30 protein-coding genes and 1 pseudogene are annotated in these 16821 nt (G+C 62.9%); 22 read left to right on the top strand and 9 right to left on the bottom strand.

All coding sequences use genetic code 11. The features are described 5' to 3' along the window. The first annotated feature begins 30 nt into the window (after positions 1-30). The 4 genes from ACFQEV_RS11700 (at position 31) to ACFQEV_RS11685 (ending at position 5481) form a co-directional block, all read left to right on the top strand. Positions 31-1362 (top strand): hypothetical protein, encoded by a 1332-nt coding sequence (locus ACFQEV_RS11700; protein ID WP_379696072.1) that lies wholly within the window; start codon positions 31-33, stop codon positions 1360-1362. 142 nt (positions 1363-1504) lie between these two features. Continuing rightward, the gene (locus ACFQEV_RS11695; RefSeq protein WP_379696071.1) at positions 1505-3289 is read left to right on the top strand and encodes a hypothetical protein; all 1785 of its coding nucleotides are present in this window, start codon (positions 1505-1507) and stop codon (positions 3287-3289) included. Beyond that, positions 3286-4557 carry a right-handed parallel beta-helix repeat-containing protein gene (locus ACFQEV_RS11690; protein WP_379696069.1) on the top strand — a complete coding sequence of 424 codons (1272 nt, stop codon included), beginning with the start codon at positions 3286-3288 and terminating at the stop codon, positions 4555-4557. Before ACFQEV_RS11695 ends, ACFQEV_RS11690 begins: the two co-directional genes overlap by 4 nt. Before the next feature lie 225 nt (positions 4558-4782). Further along, a complete protein-coding gene (locus tag ACFQEV_RS11685) occupies positions 4783-5481 on the top strand; it encodes a hypothetical protein (RefSeq protein WP_379696067.1) in 699 nt (232 codons plus the stop codon). An 8-nt stretch (positions 5482-5489) separates the two neighbouring features. Here ACFQEV_RS11685 and ACFQEV_RS11680 read toward each other — a convergent pair whose 3' ends face one another. The 5 genes and pseudogenes from ACFQEV_RS11680 to ACFQEV_RS11660 all read right to left on the bottom strand — a co-directional run. Beyond that, complete coding sequence (locus tag ACFQEV_RS11680; protein ID WP_379696065.1) at positions 5490-5663, bottom strand: hypothetical protein; 174 nt, start codon at positions 5661-5663, stop codon at positions 5490-5492. Then, positions 5660-5872, bottom strand: a complete 213-nt coding sequence (locus ACFQEV_RS11675; RefSeq protein ID WP_379696063.1) for a hypothetical protein — start codon at positions 5870-5872, stop codon at positions 5660-5662. The genes ACFQEV_RS11680 and ACFQEV_RS11675 overlap by 4 nt, the downstream gene beginning before the upstream one ends. A gap of 94 nt (positions 5873-5966) precedes the next feature. Next, entirely contained in the window at positions 5967-6203 is a 237-nt protein-coding gene (locus tag ACFQEV_RS11670; RefSeq protein ID WP_379696061.1) for a hypothetical protein, read from the bottom strand. Between the two features lie 42 nt (positions 6204-6245). Further along, positions 6246-6485 (bottom strand): hypothetical protein, encoded by a 240-nt coding sequence (locus tag ACFQEV_RS11665; RefSeq protein WP_379696059.1) that lies wholly within the window; start codon positions 6483-6485, stop codon positions 6246-6248. A 282-nt stretch (positions 6486-6767) separates the two neighbouring features. Next, positions 6768-6974: pseudogene (locus ACFQEV_RS11660) on the bottom strand (hypothetical protein); the annotation flags it as partial. A gap of 226 nt (positions 6975-7200) precedes the next feature. Here ACFQEV_RS11660 and ACFQEV_RS11655 point away from each other — a divergent pair. The 5 genes from ACFQEV_RS11655 to ACFQEV_RS11635 all read left to right on the top strand — a co-directional run bounded on the left by ACFQEV_RS11655 (position 7201) and on the right by ACFQEV_RS11635 (position 8936). Then, positions 7201-7518, top strand: a complete 318-nt coding sequence (locus ACFQEV_RS11655; protein ID WP_379696057.1) for a hypothetical protein — start codon at positions 7201-7203, stop codon at positions 7516-7518. An 88-nt stretch (positions 7519-7606) separates the two neighbouring features. Next, positions 7607-7843 (top strand): hypothetical protein, encoded by a 237-nt coding sequence (locus ACFQEV_RS11650; RefSeq protein ID WP_379696055.1) that lies wholly within the window; start codon positions 7607-7609, stop codon positions 7841-7843. A gap of 13 nt (positions 7844-7856) precedes the next feature. After that, positions 7857-8213 (top strand): SWIM zinc finger family protein, encoded by a 357-nt coding sequence (locus ACFQEV_RS11645; protein WP_379696053.1) that lies wholly within the window; start codon positions 7857-7859, stop codon positions 8211-8213. Further along, on the top strand, positions 8206-8460 hold the full coding sequence (locus ACFQEV_RS11640; RefSeq protein WP_379696051.1) for a hypothetical protein: 255 nt from the start codon (positions 8206-8208) through the stop codon (positions 8458-8460). Before ACFQEV_RS11645 ends, ACFQEV_RS11640 begins: the two co-directional genes overlap by 8 nt. Next, entirely contained in the window at positions 8457-8936 is a 480-nt protein-coding gene (locus tag ACFQEV_RS11635; RefSeq protein WP_379696049.1) for a hypothetical protein, read from the top strand. Before ACFQEV_RS11640 ends, ACFQEV_RS11635 begins: the two co-directional genes overlap by 4 nt. A gap of 29 nt (positions 8937-8965) precedes the next feature. Here the strand turns inward: ACFQEV_RS11635 and ACFQEV_RS11630 are convergent, their stop codons facing one another. The 3 genes from ACFQEV_RS11630 to ACFQEV_RS11620 form a co-directional block, all read right to left on the bottom strand. Further along, positions 8966-9733: an FxLYD domain-containing protein gene (locus tag ACFQEV_RS11630; protein ID WP_379696047.1), complete on the bottom strand. Its 768-nt coding sequence runs from the start codon at positions 9731-9733 to the stop codon at positions 8966-8968. Positions 9734-10097: 364 nt separating this feature from the next. Beyond that, positions 10098-10397, bottom strand: a complete 300-nt coding sequence (locus tag ACFQEV_RS11625; protein WP_379696045.1) for a hypothetical protein — start codon at positions 10395-10397, stop codon at positions 10098-10100. A 427-nt stretch (positions 10398-10824) separates the two neighbouring features. Next, positions 10825-11142 (bottom strand): PhiH1 repressor, encoded by a 318-nt coding sequence (locus ACFQEV_RS11620; protein WP_379696043.1) that lies wholly within the window; start codon positions 11140-11142, stop codon positions 10825-10827. A 318-nt stretch (positions 11143-11460) separates the two neighbouring features. Between ACFQEV_RS11620 and ACFQEV_RS11615 the strand changes: the two genes are divergently transcribed. The 13 genes from ACFQEV_RS11615 to ACFQEV_RS11555 are packed head-to-tail and all read left to right on the top strand — an operon-like array spanning position 11461 to position 15407. Further along, positions 11461-11841, top strand: a complete 381-nt coding sequence (locus tag ACFQEV_RS11615) for a PadR family transcriptional regulator (protein ID WP_379696041.1) — start codon at positions 11461-11463, stop codon at positions 11839-11841. Next, positions 11838-12044, top strand: a complete 207-nt coding sequence (locus tag ACFQEV_RS11610) for a hypothetical protein (RefSeq protein ID WP_379696039.1) — start codon at positions 11838-11840, stop codon at positions 12042-12044. Before ACFQEV_RS11615 ends, ACFQEV_RS11610 begins: the two co-directional genes overlap by 4 nt. Beyond that, on the top strand, positions 12044-12169 hold the full coding sequence (locus ACFQEV_RS11605) for a hypothetical protein (protein ID WP_379696037.1): 126 nt from the start codon (positions 12044-12046) through the stop codon (positions 12167-12169). Before ACFQEV_RS11610 ends, ACFQEV_RS11605 begins: the two co-directional genes overlap by 1 nt. Further along, positions 12169-12378 carry a hypothetical protein gene (locus tag ACFQEV_RS11600; protein ID WP_379696035.1) on the top strand — a complete coding sequence of 70 codons (210 nt, stop codon included), beginning with the start codon at positions 12169-12171 and terminating at the stop codon, positions 12376-12378. The genes ACFQEV_RS11605 and ACFQEV_RS11600 overlap by 1 nt, the downstream gene beginning before the upstream one ends. Next, a complete protein-coding gene (locus ACFQEV_RS11595) occupies positions 12378-12680 on the top strand; it encodes a hypothetical protein (RefSeq protein WP_379696033.1) in 303 nt (100 codons plus the stop codon). The genes ACFQEV_RS11600 and ACFQEV_RS11595 overlap by 1 nt, the downstream gene beginning before the upstream one ends. After that, entirely contained in the window at positions 12680-13507 is an 828-nt protein-coding gene (locus ACFQEV_RS11590; RefSeq protein ID WP_379696031.1) for a hypothetical protein, read from the top strand. Before ACFQEV_RS11595 ends, ACFQEV_RS11590 begins: the two co-directional genes overlap by 1 nt. After that, a complete protein-coding gene (locus ACFQEV_RS11585; protein WP_379696029.1) occupies positions 13507-14226 on the top strand; it encodes a hypothetical protein in 720 nt (239 codons plus the stop codon). Before ACFQEV_RS11590 ends, ACFQEV_RS11585 begins: the two co-directional genes overlap by 1 nt. After that, positions 14223-14372: a hypothetical protein gene (locus ACFQEV_RS11580; RefSeq protein WP_379696027.1), complete on the top strand. Its 150-nt coding sequence runs from the start codon at positions 14223-14225 to the stop codon at positions 14370-14372. The genes ACFQEV_RS11585 and ACFQEV_RS11580 overlap by 4 nt, the downstream gene beginning before the upstream one ends. After that, positions 14363-14512: a hypothetical protein gene (locus ACFQEV_RS11575; RefSeq protein ID WP_379696025.1), complete on the top strand. Its 150-nt coding sequence runs from the start codon at positions 14363-14365 to the stop codon at positions 14510-14512. The genes ACFQEV_RS11580 and ACFQEV_RS11575 overlap by 10 nt, the downstream gene beginning before the upstream one ends. Further along, a complete protein-coding gene (locus ACFQEV_RS11570; RefSeq protein WP_379696023.1) occupies positions 14509-14757 on the top strand; it encodes a hypothetical protein in 249 nt (82 codons plus the stop codon). The genes ACFQEV_RS11575 and ACFQEV_RS11570 overlap by 4 nt, the downstream gene beginning before the upstream one ends. Beyond that, positions 14754-15032: a hypothetical protein gene (locus tag ACFQEV_RS11565; protein ID WP_379696021.1), complete on the top strand. Its 279-nt coding sequence runs from the start codon at positions 14754-14756 to the stop codon at positions 15030-15032. Before ACFQEV_RS11570 ends, ACFQEV_RS11565 begins: the two co-directional genes overlap by 4 nt. Next, positions 15029-15172 (top strand): hypothetical protein, encoded by a 144-nt coding sequence (locus tag ACFQEV_RS11560; protein WP_379696019.1) that lies wholly within the window; start codon positions 15029-15031, stop codon positions 15170-15172. Before ACFQEV_RS11565 ends, ACFQEV_RS11560 begins: the two co-directional genes overlap by 4 nt. Next, complete coding sequence (locus ACFQEV_RS11555) at positions 15165-15407, top strand: hypothetical protein (protein ID WP_379696017.1); 243 nt, start codon at positions 15165-15167, stop codon at positions 15405-15407. The genes ACFQEV_RS11560 and ACFQEV_RS11555 overlap by 8 nt, the downstream gene beginning before the upstream one ends. 58 nt (positions 15408-15465) lie before the next feature. Here the strand turns inward: ACFQEV_RS11555 and ACFQEV_RS11550 are convergent, their stop codons facing one another. After that, positions 15466-16719 carry a tyrosine-type recombinase/integrase gene (locus ACFQEV_RS11550; protein WP_379696015.1) on the bottom strand — a complete coding sequence of 418 codons (1254 nt, stop codon included), beginning with the start codon at positions 16717-16719 and terminating at the stop codon, positions 15466-15468. Between the last annotated feature and the right edge of the window lie 102 nt (positions 16720-16821).

Raw genomic sequence — 16821 nt, 5'->3', positions numbered from 1 at the left:
GCCTCTTCACGGGCGACCTCGCCGGATGACATGCAAACGAAGTTGGACGCACTCCCGCCGTGTGGGGGGATCGTCGGACTCGAACCCGGCGCATATGGGGACGGCCAGGATAACCCAGATGGACACTGGACGCAGACCCTCTCGCTCCCCGACACCGACTATTCGACTTACACACTCGACTTCCGTGGGTCGGATATAGACATCGACTCGTTCACGGGGAACTTCATCGAGTCCAAAGGCATCGGCAACACCGTCAATATCTATGGCCCGGGTTCCTTCGACGTCGCGGACGTGGATGATCCGGGCGATGTGCTCCACCTCTGTGATATTAGTTCGTCGACGATTCACTGGCCGAAATGCCGCGGCCCGGTTGATGCGATCATCCGCAAGCGGGCGCAACAGATCAGCGGGCACATGAATCGCATCTGCGTGTCGGGAACAGGGATGCAGCGCGGTATCATCATCGGCGACGAAGACGATCCGCAAACCTCAGACCGGTCGTTTTGGTGGGGGCAACTCAACCAAATCGAAGACGTCGGCGTCCACGTCGCAAAGGGCCAGAGTAATCACCTCTTCGTGCAAGCCGAGGGGGACAAACAGGGCCACGAGGCGACGGGGTACCGCATCGACTGGGGGCAGAACTTCGTCTACAACAACCACTCGAAGACGACGACCCCCTTCGATATTCGTGCGCAGACGTTCTTCCCGACGATGCCGGGACGCGCGGCGTGGAGCGGGTCGCGACTGGCGACGCCGCCGAACATGACGGCGGCGGTCCACGGCGAGACGACCGCCCACTGGGATCACTTCGTCACGGACACCGTCTCGCAGTATGACACTACAGGCGACGTCGCCGTGAATCGCTGGGGCGACCTCCGGATTCGAGGGGACGGTCAACCCGCTTCGTGTGCGACCGCGGGCCGTGTCACAACTCCGCATCGAAATACCCTCGTCTCGGCGTCGATCACCCGCGATACCGACTCGGATGCGACTGTCCGGTTCGGGTTCTACGAGTCCGAACAGAATCATGCCATGCTCGTTGCAGACCCCGTGGCAAATACGACATGGCACGCGGTCGTTGTCGTTGACGGGGTTGAACAGGCCAACGTAGATACCGGGGTTTCGTTGTCGGTCTCCCGTCGGGAGTTGACGGCCCAACAAGAAGCCGACGCGCAGCGCTTCGGGATCATGACGGAGCGGGTCGACGCGAACGGATACCCAAAATATGCGTATACCGTCGCGGACACGGACGTCGATATCTCGTCGATCACCACCCCACGCATCCGGGTTGATATCACCCCCGCAGACACGTCTTCTCAAGAAAAAGTCCATCTCCGCGAATGGGCCTGGGTAGGCCTCTAAGAGCGGAATCCCCTCCCACCGTCTCACTCGCCGCGGTCAACTGAAACCATCCACCTCACAGACTGCAGTTTTTCTATACCGCACTCCGTTTCCCCGCCGTTTTTCTGACACACACCGCTGCGCGATCCTTCCCACTCAACACATGCCTACGACAACCGAAGAGATTCCCGACGGAACACTTCAAGACGCATCGGACGTCCAAACAACCAGAACCATTCGTGTCCCCCCGGGCGAATTCGACCGCGCCCTGGAGCGAGCAGACGAGGCCACTCGCTTCGAGCTGCAGGACGGCGTCACGTACACGACCACCCGCGAGAACCCGCCGCGATCGGACTGCGTCATCTCCGGGCCGACTGACGAGAACGGCGAACCGACAGCGACGATTCGCTACAAAGGCGCGGGTACGCACTTCATCCTCCGCGGTAGCGTAAGCGGCGACTTCGCGATCGAAAACGTCGTCGTCGATTACGGCGAGGAGTGGGAGGGCTCCGCGGGCTTTCTCATCAAAGCCGGCGGCGACATCCTCGTCGATAACGTCCGATTCAAGGGCTTCAACCCGACGGACGGCGACGGCGCGGCCGACAATCTGGCCGTGATGGCCACCTCCCCGGACGGGACGGTTATCCTGCGGCGGATCGAGCGAACAGGCCCGACGAACATCGTTTCGCACGGCCACCTCGACGGCGACGCTAACGAGGGGTGCATCTGGCTCGGAAGCAAGCATCAAGGCGACCTCTACGTCGTCGATTCGGTGTTCGCGAACTGCGGGACGAACGCGATCTACTGCTCGCGAACACGCGGCTCGACGCACTTCATTCGGACACGCTTCGAGAACAACAACCAGGCGTCGATTCGACTCGGCGGCGGGCAGCGCCCGGCGACGGTCCGCGACTGCGAATTCGTGATCGACACCGACAACGCCCATCCCGACAATCGCGGTGAGTTCATCAACCCTCACGGCCCGGTGCTCGAAACGAAGAACACCAAAGAGGGCGTTTCGTCTGTTCCGGTCACCATCTCGAACACCGAGTTCCTCCTGTTGAGCGCGCCGGAGAAGTCCCGACTCGCCTTCGCCGACGGGAACGTGGGCCCGGTCACGATCGAGAACTCCCGCCTCCGCTCCGAGGTTGAGGCCTGTCGCCCCTTCGACGCCCTGACGAACGCCCGCTGGGGTACCGAACCAGACGATCAGTCGATCACGTTCCGGAACTGTTCGTTCTCGGGCGCAGGGACTGCGCGCGTGCATGGCGGACGCTCGGTCACCGTCGACGGCGGGTGTTTCTCCTGCCCGACGTCGGGGATCGACACGGGGACGGCCGCGGGGAGCGGCTGCCAGCGGCCGCAGCTCGACGAGGAGACGACCGCGCCTGACGAGTCCACGCGTCCCTCGACGAAGTCGCTCGTCGTGACGGGCACGGGCACGAAGACGCAGTATCGCATCATCACGACAGACGATATCTGGCCGACCGACGATGTCGAGCAGTGGGACACCATCAAGGACGGCACCATCACGGCGTGGATCACCGACAAGGGGGATACGGACACGTACGACATCGCCGGCGATGTCGAGTCCGTAGAGCTGCTCCAGGGCGACGCCGAGGTGACCGTCGAGGGTGACCCCGTCGACGATAGCAGCGACGGCGAACGTGACGTTCCTGCCGACGCGAAGACGCTCGAACTCACGTTCAAGACCACGGTCGAGTACGGCTTTGCCGTCGACGGCAGCATCCACGACCACCCCAAGAGCGCGGACGTCTACGAAGAGGGCGGACAAACGTACGTCCACGGCTACGCCCAATCCGGCTGGTCTCCGGTGTTCAAGGTGACGGGCGCGTCGTTCCCGTTGGTGAACCTCCCTGACGATACCGAGATCCTGATCGACGGCGAGGCGTACACGCCCGCCGATCTGCGAGGACACAACAAATGACTGAAACTGACGGTCCGATCGGTGGCAGCGAGGGCTACTCGCGCATCGTCACGGCCGACGATGCCGACGTGGTCTGTGAATCGAAGTCCGAACTGAACGACGCCTTGCTCAACGCCTCTACGGGTGACGTCGTCTTCGTCGCCGACGACGCCGCCATCGACGACATGGGCAAGAGCGAGTTCACGGTCCCTAAGGGTGTGACGCTCGCCTCGGACCGCGGGCACGACGGCTCGAAGGGCGCGCTTCTGAAGACGGAGAAGCACCCGTGGGCGATGCTCGAAGCAGGGGATAACGTCCGCATCACGGGGTTCCGCGTCGCCGGGCCGCGGTGGAACTGGGTTGACGAGACGGAGACGACGGAACTCGGCATCGACGCGCAGGGGAGTACGGGCGTCGAAGTCGACAACTGCTCGCTGTCGGGGTGGGGCTACGCCGGCGTTCGGACCGGCGACGATACGCGTGTTCGCTACTGCGACATCCATCACTGCTCGCGGATGGGGCATGGGTACGGCGTCGCGACCGAGGGCAGCGAGTACCCCATCATCGAGTACAACCGGATCTGGCACGTCCGCCACGCGGTCCAGGGCAACGGCGGCGGGTACGAAATCCGGTACAACGTCGTCGATGCCCCTGCTATCTCGCATGTCTTCGACCAGCACCGCCCCGGCGGGACGCGAATGAAGATTCACCACAACACGGTGCGCGTCGTCGAGAACGCCGGCGGGCGCTCCGGCGGCGGTCGCGTCCCGGCGGTCGCCATCCGCGGGACGCCCTCGGAGAAAGCCGAGATCTACCTGAACTGGTTCTACAACGATAAGCAGCCGCGTGCGACGCCGAACGGGTGGACTGACGAAGCGGTGATTCAGGTCCACGTCGACGAGTGGGACTGCGTCGAAGTCCGAGACAACCACTACGGCGAGGCCGAACCAGACGGCGAGTACGGTGCGAGAGACCCCACCGCTGCAAGCGACCCCGAGGAGGATCAGTCTGACTCGGGGGTGTCGGGCGGATCGGGCGACGGCGAGCAGGAGACGCACAAGCTTGATCTGTCGTTCGCGACGACCTGCGAGTACGGCTTCGTCGCCGAAGACGAAGTGAGCATCTCCCCGGCGAGTTCGACCGTTGAAGAGGATGATGGTACGTGGTACGTCTATGGCCGGGCCCAACATGGGTGGTCTGCGACCTACATGTTCATGGGCGAGCTGCGGCGGCTCCACGTCCCTGACGATACCGAGGTGCTGTTGGACGGCGAGCCGTACGAGCCGTAGCCTCGGCGCTGTTTTTCGTGGTCTGTCAGCCCGCCGTGAGAGACATCTGAACTCAGGCGAGGGCAGGTTCACTGGAAACGGTGGTGTGTGCGGAGCTGAACGTCTCTGACGCGGACGGAGACGCAACGGCTTTAATACTCGACTTCATCGGCAATATTTGTGACAGAACTACTCGGCGATTGGCTCAGCGGCCGGGGTCAGGTCCCTCTCGGAGGCGATTCATAAATGTCGGACTCCAACGATGACGACGACGAGAACACCTTCGGACCGTTCATCTCCCCCGACATGTTGGAGTCGATGCAGAAGGCGCTCGGACCAGTCACGGAGGCCTCGCTTAACGCTGCAGAGACGTACCAACCCGCTGCGGAACGCATGGCCAAAGAGCAGGAGAAACTCGAACCACTCAGGGGTACTCTCGAACACGTCGCTGCTGTCAACGAAACGGCCGCTGACGCGCTCGCCCCGACTCACAACGCGATGCCCGACCTCGAATCGGTGTTCGAAGCTGCGCAGAAGCTCGACTCGGTGACAGAGAGCCACCTCAACGCGATCGGCGACGCGATCGGGCAGGCTGGAACGCCGACTGGCGGTGCGTCGCGACGGCGGCGACGGTCGGCCACGACGACCACGACGGCCGCGGACCCCTTCGCCACGCCGACGTCGTCGACACCGAGAGTGTTCTCCTCGGTACTCGGCATCCGGGCAAATTACGAGACCGGAGCGATGCTGCTATCATGGTTCGTGGATCTGGTGTGCGGTGGCAGTCCTTGGAAGATGATGGTTCGTTGGGGGCTTGCCGCGCTGCTTATATTTACCCTCGGCCATTTTGTCGCACTCACCACTCTTACCACGATGTTTGCCCTTCAGAAGATGGTCGGATGGTTCATCGAGATAGCTGAAGCAGTCGGCGGCGACTCGGAATAGTCTCGCCGTCAGTCATCGTCGAACTCCTCGGCCTTCTGGATGGCCTTCTCTAACTCGTCTCGGAGGGCTTTCGCCTCATCGACGGTCATGTCGTGAAGATTGCTCTTGGAGGAGAGCATACTCACGCGCCCCTCGGTCGTCGCGTAGAACCACCCATACTCGAACATGTCGAAGTCACTCATCGCGGACCCCCGGCGTCGACCACGTCCCATGGGACGTATTCCATTGCGACGAGCGAGACGACAAGCAAGCAGACGGCCAGCGCCGGCATGGTCAGGAGCAAGAACACGAGTAGCGCCACCGCCATCCCGCCCGTCCCAAGGACGTCCCCGACTTCCGGAGTTGCCCACACGATGAAGGCCGCGTAGGGAACGACCACGACGATGGACACGAGTCCGACCGGATGATGACTCTCAGGAACCAACTCGTCACCGCCGCGATGAGACGGAGGAACTCCACGCCCGCCGCGCCGCGTGGTGCGTCGCTCATCGGCCCATGCGCTCTTTGAACAGTTCTACGTACTCTTCGGGCGGGACGACGCACTCGCAGGGGAGGAACCGTATCCACTCTTCGGTGTTGACCATCTGGCGGTCGGGGGTCGCGGCTTCGTCAGCGGGATTGGCGTCCGGTGTGTCCCCTTGTATCGGCATCCGGTAGACCTCGTTGCCGTTGGTTTCTGTACCGCATCGGGGGCAGTGGGTGAATCGGCGTTCGTCAGTCATGAGGGCCCTCAACCGTTCCTTCTCCCTGTAGGTCGAAGTGTCTTACTCGCCACGGGCCGCCTCCTCGACGGTCGTCGTGTGCATCGGATCGTCGTCGAAGATGCGTTTCTCTTTCTCGTGGTTGTTCGCCTCCTGTTGAGCCAATGTCTTCGCGTGTCCGCGGTTGAACTCCGTCTCCTCAACGCGGTACGTCCAGGAACAGAGCCCGCTCGAACACCTCACCCGGAACACGACCGGCTTCGACGAACAGTCCCGACAGAGCACCTCGCCGAAGCGTTCCATCGCGCACTCTGTCCCGCAGTAGAAGTTCCGCGGGACACTCTTCCCGACTTCCCCAGACTCTTGAGCGGGGAAGAAACTAATGTCGAGATCGGGTCCGAGTCGTGCGACGACACGAGTTTGAGGCTGATGTACTCGCCGCAGGTCTCACACGTCGCCATCGGTGTCCTCCATCCCGAGTAGCTCTTCGAGCCGGTCGAGGGCGTCCTCAACGCCGTTGCCGTCGACGCTCTCGTACGCCTCTCTCGCATCCCGTGTGGCGTCGCGGACGGCGTCAAGGTCGACGTCGGCCGTCTCGTCGGGGCAAACAACCCCACGGAGTTCGCCTAACAGGTCCTGCTGATGTTCTTGCATCACTCGCACGTCCGCAGGGAGTTCGTCTTCGATTCGCCGTCTCGCCCGTGATGTCGCCTGGTACTTTCGGTTATTCCCATGGTCTCCTGCCAACTGTTCACGCTCTGTTTCAGTAAGGAGTGCCCGAGTTTTCGCCATGCCCCGGACTACATCTGTTTGCATTGTAGTATTTGCTAACCTCTCACCCAATGGTAGTTAGCGCATCTACTAATACTTAGCGCATATCGTAATGTTAGCAAGTGCTCTAACCTTTATGGTGTTAGCAAATGTACTAACATCTGTGAAGCGTGGCTCGCCGATTCGGACTGTCGCAGAATCGGCCGGTGCTGGAGACACCGACCGCGCTTTCGCAGGAAACGAAAGCATGTCTACGAAATACCGCAGTACGGAAGAACGCATCGAACGCATCGACGACGTCCGCGACCTCGACGTCGGGGACGAAGTCCTTTTCGGGGACCGAAGCAAACCGCTCGTCGTCCGCGACGCCGGCTCCCGGCCGTTCGAGACGATGGAGAACGGGGCGGTCGAACAGCACGCCGTGGAAGTCTCCGGCGAGTGGGCGAACGCGAACACATACCTGCTCGTCAACCAACGCCACTTCCGCGAGGGCGAGCGCACTGGCAAAGTGATCCTCGACATGCACCACTCGGTGAGCGTGCGGCGTGTCGGAGGTGACGACTAATGCTCGCCTCTGATCACCCTGAGGCGACGTTTTGTGAGGACTGCCAGCGATACCGCGTTTCGTGCGTCCACCAGGAGGACGACGGCCAATGAGCGCGACCAAGCGCTCCGACGATGCGTGGGTCGGCCATGGCGGCCCCGACCGGTGGTGCGATCTCCTCCGTCCGCAGGACGGTGACGACGACTGCTGGCGACTCGTCGAAACCGGACCGGGCGCGTCCGACGAGGCGTGGCTCGCGACGACCGTCGCCGAGGTGCCCGCCGATTGGGGGAATCCCGACCCGGAGCTGCCGCCGAAGCGTCAGGGAGGAATTCCCGATGAGTAAGAGCGCCCCGACCATGACCGACGACGACCACGACCTCCACCGCAAGCCGCTCCCCGTCAGCGAGACGACGCGTCGAGCGCTCACCGAACCGCTGCGCGTCGAGCGCGACCACCCTAACGCATGGGGCGACCACGAGGTCGTCGTGATCAACGAGGTCGACGACGAGGTACGTGAACATGTCGTCAATCTCGACGCGCTGCAGTGCGACTGTGGCGACTTCGTCTATCGGAAGCGTGACGAAGGGAAGCGCTGCAAGCACCTGATCCGTGCGCTCCTCGTCGAGCGCTACGTCGAACTCCCGTGGTGGGTGTCGGTCGAGCAGGTGGCCAATGGTCTGCAGGCCGACCTTGGGGTGACGGACGATGAGTGAGCGCGACGGGCCGACGGTCATCCGCAACGGGAAGAAGCTCATCGTCGAGTACGACGTCCGCGACGCTCCACGGCGGCGCGTCGTCTACGAACCGCGGGAGGAGGTCGCCGACGCCGACCCGTACCCGTGGCGGCGCGTCGAGCAGGTGTACGATCCGGTCGTCGAGGACTGGATGACGCGCGGTCAAGAGTCGGTGACGGCGCCGGCGACGCTCGAATGTGACGCCGACATGGCGGTGCCGATATGAGCATCCGCGTCCGCTTCGATCAGGTCGACGGCCTGCCCATCGAGCGGATGGTGACGATGGACTCGCTGCCTGCATACGACCTGCCCGCCGGTATCGGGGCCGGGTACAGGTGCTGGCAGTGCGAGCAGTCGGACGAGGAAATCGCCGAAATCGACCACTTAGATCACTGCCCGCTCACAGAGAAATTCGACTACGAGGCCCACGAGCCCAGTACCGACGTGTTCCGTGAGGCGATCAAGGCGGACCACGAGTTCGTGATCCTCCAAGCTGGCGAGGTGAACAAGGCACACGGCTATATCCAAGGGACGGTCGTCCACTTCTGGTGCTGTGAGTGCTTCGCTGGTGACGAGACATTATCTCAGATTGAACATTCGGAAGTTTGCTCCTTGGCCCGGCACAATCTCGGCATCGAGAAGGGGCGTGCGACCGATGGCGGGCGACGGCACGTCCGTACCGACGGCGGGTGCAAAGACTGACCTCGCCTCAGCCAACCCCGGACTCCTTTTCAGATATTTTCGTTGAGGACGACCGTGTGGTCGGTCACCGCGGGCGCGTACTGCCGCAGGTAGGTGTGTTCGAATTTCCACGTCTCGCCCGCGGGGAGGCCGTCGATATTCGAGAACTCGGTGTTGACGACCACGCCATCGCCGGCGTAAAATTTGGTGATGGCTTCGAGATAGCTAATTTCGCGGTCGCTCCCGTTCTCGACGATACCCGTCGAAACGACCTTGTCGGTGTCGCCACCCGAGAGGCTGCTCTCAGCGACAGTAACACCATCGCGAACGGCCGGCGGATCTTTCGAGAATTTGCCTTCGGCCTCGACGTGGTCGGCGTTTTTGGCGTCGCCGCCAAACAGTGGGATGAACGCCCGCCACGTCTCCCCCGGGCCGAGCGTTGCGAGATACCCGGTTTCGGTGCTGAGAATGTTGTCGTCGGCATCGTAGAAGCGGACGTCGACCTGGAGTTGGCCCGACGGAGCGTCGCCCTTGTTCGTGAGTTCGGCCTCGGCCCACGCCTTCGTGGTGTAATCGCCCTCTTTGACCTGTAGCGTCGCCTCCTTCGTCGCAGTGACCGCGGCCTCGCCGGTCGGAGTCGCGGTCTCGGTCGCTGTCTCCGTTTCGGTCTTGCTCGGCGTCGAGGACGTCGTCGCAGCGGCGGTCGTTTGCTCGCCACCACCGCCAGTCGTGGTCGTCTCACTTGCGTCACCGCTACAGCCGGCGATTCCAGTTAGTAGTCCAGTTCCGGTGAGTGTTAAGAATGTACGTCGGTCCATGGAACGAACCACTCGGGCGCACCGTCGTAAGTGTTAGCCCCTCGGCACGATTAGGACGCGTGCAAGAAGATCTTATGACGTGCTAACACCGCACAGACGACTCACCGGGCTGTAAATACCTGCTCAGTGATCCAGGTTCATATGACAGGTCACCACATTAACGTCTGTGACTATCACATATGAACCGCTATCGCAATTCCAGTCCGTCAGTTATTAGACGTTATTGGCCCCAGAACCGTAGATTAGTGATTCAGGGCTTGAACTGTCCGAACGAGTTCTACTTTCGCCGTTTCTTTCACTTTCACTCCAGGGGTACGGCAGACATTCATTATCGCAGGGATTGACTAGTTGGCTCGTACCAATGTCACTTCTCAGTCTCGCCGGGCAGCGGGCCCGTTGGGTCCGTGAGGTCGGCGACGGGCTCAAGGCTGCGGGCGTCGAGGCGGCCATCGAGGTACGCCTCGCCTGCCTCGGTGAGCCCGTACAACCCCTTGTCGAGCTTGTAGACCAGCCCGCGTTCGGCGAGTTTTCCGAGTCGGTTGCTCATGTGCTGGCGCGACTTGTCCAGCCGGGGTTGCTCTCCATCGCGCGACAGCGCCAGCGGCGTCATGTTCCCTTCCGCCCGCATGTACTCGAGAATGCGCTCATCGGTTCCGGGCGTCATCCACGCCCCCGGCTTACGAACCATTTCGTGTGGCTATCCACCCGAGGTAGGCATAGTGGCAACGGTATAGACAGTCCTATGAGACGACGTACTGCTGGACAGTACATCATATCGTATCATAATACATCGAATGGTGTAAGCGTTCATTGTCGTATTGACACGAGACGATGCGGGAAAGGTATAAGTAGGTGACATGCAGATGAATCTGTGTCGGGGAGGTCGGAAATACTTCGATCCCGACTGCTCTATGCCATCCATATCCTCCGCGGTCGCAGCCAGTTACGCGGCGTCAGATCGTGGTCTCACGTGGATGCACGGGACGTCGGTACTCGATGGGGCATCCACCGACGGCTCCGTGAGGGATCATAAGAAGAGGATCAGTTCGCCGCGAGATAAGGGGCACTCCGGCGAGGATCAGAGGCACCTCTCACTCGTCGGTGACGTAGACGAACGCGGGGGCGTCCTCGGGACCGAGCGGCTCGTCCCGTTCGGGCAACTCCGAGGCGTCGACCTCCTCGTCGAGCCACGCCAAGCCGATCTCAGAGATATAATAGAGGCCACGCGCGATGCGGCCGGTCATCCCATACTTCGCGAGCGTGGGCAAGCGGTTGCCGACGTGACTTTGGGACAGATCCCCCTCGCTGAGGACTCCGACAGCCGTTGGCGTGAGATTCCCGTACTCCCGCAGCAGCTCCAAGATGCTGTCGTCAGCGGGGCGGGTCATCCACTCAGCCCCCTTACGCATGTCTGACCCATCTGTGACTACGCTCATAGTAGTTCTGATTACACATCAGTACAGGATGGGGAGTATTAGATGTGACGCCTACAATACTGTGTGTAGTCCCCACCTCACCACGGTGGTGACTAGTTGTCAGTAAGCTATATGTAGAGGGAGCGATATAGTCAATCTGTCCCATCATCGTTCGGAAGAACCGGCGTGTTGGCGCACGCCGGATGGGCCGATCCCCTACCCTGGGGATTCGTGACACCGTGTCGGTGCCGTGAACGAACTCGGACGAGATGTCCGAGGATCCAATCGAGGATCGTATCGGGGACCGTACCCATGACAGCAGACACCCACCGGGGCAATAATGATTGTCCCAACGATACGGGAGGAACTGAAGCGCAAGAAAAGCTGCGGCCGACTGAGCTGCGCGATTTTCAGCAGAACATACTAACGATACTCGCCGACGGCCCCCAGCACGGCCTCGGGGTCAAAGCCGACCTCGAAGACTATTATGGCGAAGACGTAAACCACGGCCGGCTATATCCGAACCTCGACGAACTCGTCGAGGGCGGGTTCATCAGCAAGTCGGAACTCGACAAGCGGACGAACGAGTACGAACTGACTGAGAAGGGGCGTTCGACGATCGACGCGAAGCTTCGTTGGATGGCTAAGAAGCGCGGCGTCTCCATCCCCGTATTAGAGGGAGCCGGCGAATGAGCGCCGACGTGCTCCACTTCCTCGCGGACCTGATGGTCGCTGCCGACGAGTGGGCCGACGGCCACATGCCCACCGCCGTCGCGCTGCTCGCCGAAGACGCCGGTGTCGATGCGGACCTCGTCCGCGACGCCGCCGAACTCGCCGAGATTCGACTCCGGTCCGGCGACATCGAGCCTGCCATCGCCCACGGGAGTGAGATGTGATGGCGGTTACCCTCTCCTGCCGGAACGACGGCGCGACGATGACTAAGCGACGGGCGGGCGGCTTCGTCTGCCCCGACTGCGGGCAAGTCGCTGGCGTCCGCGTCACCGTCGGAGGTGACGCCTGATGTCGCGAGTCGGTTACCACGATGGCCTTTCTGCAATCGCAGGCGTCGGTATCGTCGGTGTCGCCGTCGGCCTCTTCGGCACGTTTTTCGGATACGATACGATGCTCATCGCCCTCGTAGGACTGGCGATGTTCTGCCTCTCGTTCATCGCGATGGGGTTCATGCCTAAACGAGAGTTGGAGACCGACGAGTGGGTGGTGAGCGAGTGATGTCCACGGTCGATAAGCGAGACTCTGGCGGGTGGCCCACTGCGCCGGGCGCGTCGCCCGGACATGAAGAGGCCGCCGTCAGCCATCGCGCCGCCGAAGGCATCGGCTCCCCGTGGGAGTCGCCGGCCACGCTTCCGTTGGCCTGCGTTCCCGTGACGGGCGGCCGTGCCGGCGAGGACTATCACGTCGTCGAGTCTGCGACCGGTCGTTCGTGGATCGATTCGGGGGCCATCGACCCCGACGAGACGGAGAAGGGACTCGCCAGCGAAGACGACCTCGTCGACCTCGGGGGGTGGCGGTGATGAGCATCGAGACGCCGACCGCCGGAGTGACGCCCACGCTCGCGAAGGTCGAAGAGACGTTCAGCGATGGCGCGGTCGACCAGCTCGTCGTCCGCATCGACGGCGACGACGATCACGCGGTCGTCCTGACGGCGTCAGGCACGTCCGGGGGCGAGGGCGTCCGGCTTGCGCGCATCGCGCCCGTAGGGACGACGTCGCTCTCGCGAGAGATGTTCCCCCTCGTCGTCGAGGGCATCGCCGAACTGCGTGACCGCGTGGATGGTCTCGACCTCGGAGCGTTCGCCACGGTCATCGACGACGGTGCCGACGCAGTCGAGTCCCCCGATATCCAGACCGACGAGCGTGAGGAGGACGACTCGGAGGCCAGTGCCGAAGACGACGCCGACCGGTACGACGCCGACGACGCCGACGACAGCGAGTCCAAAGTCTGGTGCGGCATCTGCGGCAAGGGCCCCTACCAGAGCCTCAACATTCACCACGGGCAGATGCACCCCGACGACGAGCCCATTCCGCTCGATCACGAGCCCGACGCCCCGCTTGATCAGAGCCCGGAGGCGTCGAACGACGCAGACATTCCCGAGTGGTGCGACGGACACCCGAGCCAAATTGTCGCTGACGCGACGACGCCGCGTACGCTCGCGGAAGTGCTCAATGAGGTCGAGGCCCAGGAGACGGCGCTCGATGTCCACCGACGTATCGGCATGAACTCGCTCATGACGACGAAGGACCTCCTCGGGAAGTTGGGGCTGCTGCAGTCGAACGAGACGCTCGTCGAGGACGACGTGCTCGAAGAGCGCATCGCCGCCCTTCGGGAGGTGGCCGACTGATGCACGCGTGCATTCTCGGTCTCACCGACGGCCCGGCGGAGACGACCACCATCGACTCCCGGCTCGACAGCGGCTTTCCCGCCATCGATGCCGAGTCGACGGCCTACCTCGACGGCGCGGAAGTGTACCACGGCACCTGCGCGAACACCATCGATACGCAGACGACCGACGTCTGGGTTGACGACGAGACCGGCATCTCGACCGAGAAGGTCGACGGGCTCCGCGAGGTGGCGTGCGACTTCTATGCCGACCTCGATGCGGGCTTCGTCGGCGTCGACTCCTCAGACGGCGAGTGGCTGTTCGACTACCTCGGTGCGCGTGCGGGCGTCTGGATCGACCGCGCCGTCCTCGACTTGGATGCGTGGGCGAGCGACCTGCGCGACGACGACACCGCCGAGGCGTGGCACGTCGGGGCGAGCGACAAGACCGACCCCGATAACCCGCGCATCAGTATCGACTACCACGCCGACGCCCACCTCAGCCAGACCGACGGGCGTGAGACGTCGCAACTCGGCTTCCGCTACTCGTGGAACGGGACGAGCGTCCGCGGGACGGCCGCGGCCTCGGGCTACGTCGCCGTGTTCACGACGATGGCGACGCCGACGTTCGCGAAGTGGCTTCGTGAGGAACTGCTGGAGTACGCGTCGCTCCCCGACTCCGACCAGACGTTCCTCACCGAGACCGGCAGCGACGAGGAATTTGAGGTGAGTGCCGAATGAGCGCTGAAGAATGGCGTGAGGAACTCAAACAACTCGTCGACCGGCACACAAACGTCGATCCCAACGAGATCCGCAAGGGCGCGACGTACCTCGAAAACGTCGCAGAAGTCCGCGAAAAGCAGGGAGGGGGAGACCTATGGCCCTGATGACGCGGTTCCACCGGCAGGTGGCGAGACTCCACCGCCGGATTCGGACGTGCCCGTTCTGGTTCCTCGCCATCTGGATCGCCGCGATCATCTTCGAGGTCGGCGTGCTCGTCGGGTACGCCATCGGGGTGGTCCTATGAGCCGACCGGTCACTGGCAAGGGCGAGGTGCGTGCCTGTCCCGAGTGTAACGAGACGCAGGTTCGCCGCCGGCCGGGTGGGATCTCGTCGGACCCGCCCAGTGAGGCCGAGGCGTACTACTGTGACCGCTGTCAGGCCACCTTCCGCGAACCAAAGATTCGCCCCATCCAAGAGGGCCCGGTTCGGTACGGCCTCGCGCGAAAGCTCGCCGACGCCGATCCCGACGACGTGGGAGGGTCAGCATGACGACGCTACCCGCGAACCCCTCGCGCGACAACAGCGCCCGGAGCGACTGGACGCCAGCAGAGACGGATCAGAAGTTCCCATCACACCTCATCCCCGTCGAGCACCCGAACCACGATGCGGTCTGTGTAGACTGCAACTACTGGATCACGGTCGACGGTGACGGCGTCGAGTACGGGCACGCCCGCGCGTGGAACAAGAGCCCGCACACGGACGGGACGCGCGAGGACTGCCCGAACCGATCGACCGAGAAGGTCGATCCTCGGAGGAAACGATGAGTTCGAGTGACGCTCCCAACGCGGGCGAGTACACGGACTCGACTGACGAAGCGCTGCGTGCACTCGTCAAGAAGTACGAAGGCGAGGAAATCGGTGAACTCGCCCAGTCCGTCCTCGACGGGAGGACCGACGATGAGTGAGACAGAGACCAGCGAGATTCAGCGGTTCAAGGAACGCGGCTACTTCACCTGTCCCGGTTGTGACGAGGAACTCGACTGGGACACGAAAGTAGCCCCGCTTAAAGACGGAGAGCCGTACCACACCGAGTGCGTCGAAAACGCCGACGCTGTCGCTCGAATCATCTACTGTAGCGACACCCACGGAAACTCGTGGCACCGCCTCGGTGACGACGTCGTACTCTCGGAGGTGTCGTAAGTTGGAGACTGCGATGTCCGCGACTACGACCCCCGCTCTTCGTATCGCGGCAGACGATTCACGACCCGTCGACGGCGTGCTGCGGGTTCTCGTCGATGGCGTCGAGCAGCGTCCGCAGCTGCTGGCGCGTCTCCGCGTCGGTCGCCTTCACGAGTTCGTCGACGACGACGTCGCGTTTGGCGTCCACCTCTTCGCGTCGCTCGGGCGTCGCGGGCTCGCCGCACCGCGGGCAGAACTCGTGGTGCGGGGCGAGCGTCTCGTGGCAGTTTCCGCAGGGGTGTCGCTCCCGACTCGGGCCGTCGCGGTCCTCGGGATCGATGACGCCCGCCTGCGCGAAGATGTCCGAGTTGTGCTGTTCGCTCGCGATGTGCTCGTACGTCTCCCACATGTCCGTGTCGATGGTCCAGTGGACGCGGTGCTCGATCTGGCTTCTCGTATAGCCTTCGCGAGCCATCCGCGTCACCGCAGAGTGTCGGAAGTTGTGGGGGTTGACGGGCTTGTCGACGCCGCCGTGTTCGGCCGCTCGACGGAGTTGCCGGCGGATCGTGTTCGGCGAGACGGCGCCGTCGTCCTCACGCCACGTCCGTCTGGTTTCGCTCAACTTGTGGAAGAAGGCCGCTTCGTCGACATCCGGTCGGGGGTGCGTGTTCCGGAGATACGTCCGCAGGCTCGCCTTCGAGTCGATGAGCGGGTACTCGGTGATCGGCGCACCCTTCAGGCCTCTCGCTTCGTCGTTCGGGGTGTAGGTAGCCTGCTCGGTATCCAGGTCGACGTCGCCGACGCGGAGCGACCCCATGAGCGAGAGGCGCGCGCCTGTGTCCGCGAGGAACTCGATGACGGCGATATCGCGGAGGTTCTGCGCTCCCTCGGTGAGTTTGCGGATGTCCTCCTGCGTGAGCATGTCGTCGGCGCTGATGGTCTTACTGTCGGGTTTGACGAGTTCGTAGTCGTCGGCCCAGTCGAGGCCGTCGAGGTCGCTGTTGACGAACTGGAGGAAGCGCCGGATGACGAACTGGCGCTGTTTGACGGTGAAGTCCGAGAGGCCGTCACCGCCCTGCCGTTCGTGGCGCATCTCGAACTTGTAGGCGTCCATGCGGTCCTCGGTCAGTTCGACGAGCGGGCAGTCGAGTCTCTTCGAGGCGATGCGCAACTGGCGGAGATACTCGCCCATCGTACCCTCGGTGACGTTGCCGTCGAGGCTGTTCAGCCAGCGCTTGACGTGCGGCCGATCGGCGTCGGTGTGGTGGTCGAGTTTGTCGAGTTCCTTCCGGAACTTCCGTCCGTACCCAGCGTAGTCGGTGAGCGACCCCATAACAGGTCAGACATGATGAGTATTGGTAAAACCCAGTGTAAGAAATACTCTTTATGCCCGGTTCGGTCGCCTACGAGGCGACAGTTCGACGGGACGGGCGCG

It is taken from the genome of Halopelagius fulvigenes (genome assembly GCF_042662625.1).
GTDB classification, from domain to species: Archaea; Halobacteriota; Halobacteria; order Halobacteriales; family Haloferacaceae; genus Halopelagius; species Halopelagius fulvigenes.
Note: the sequence above shows the minus strand (reverse complement) of the source record. Positions and strands in the feature narration are given on the sequence as shown.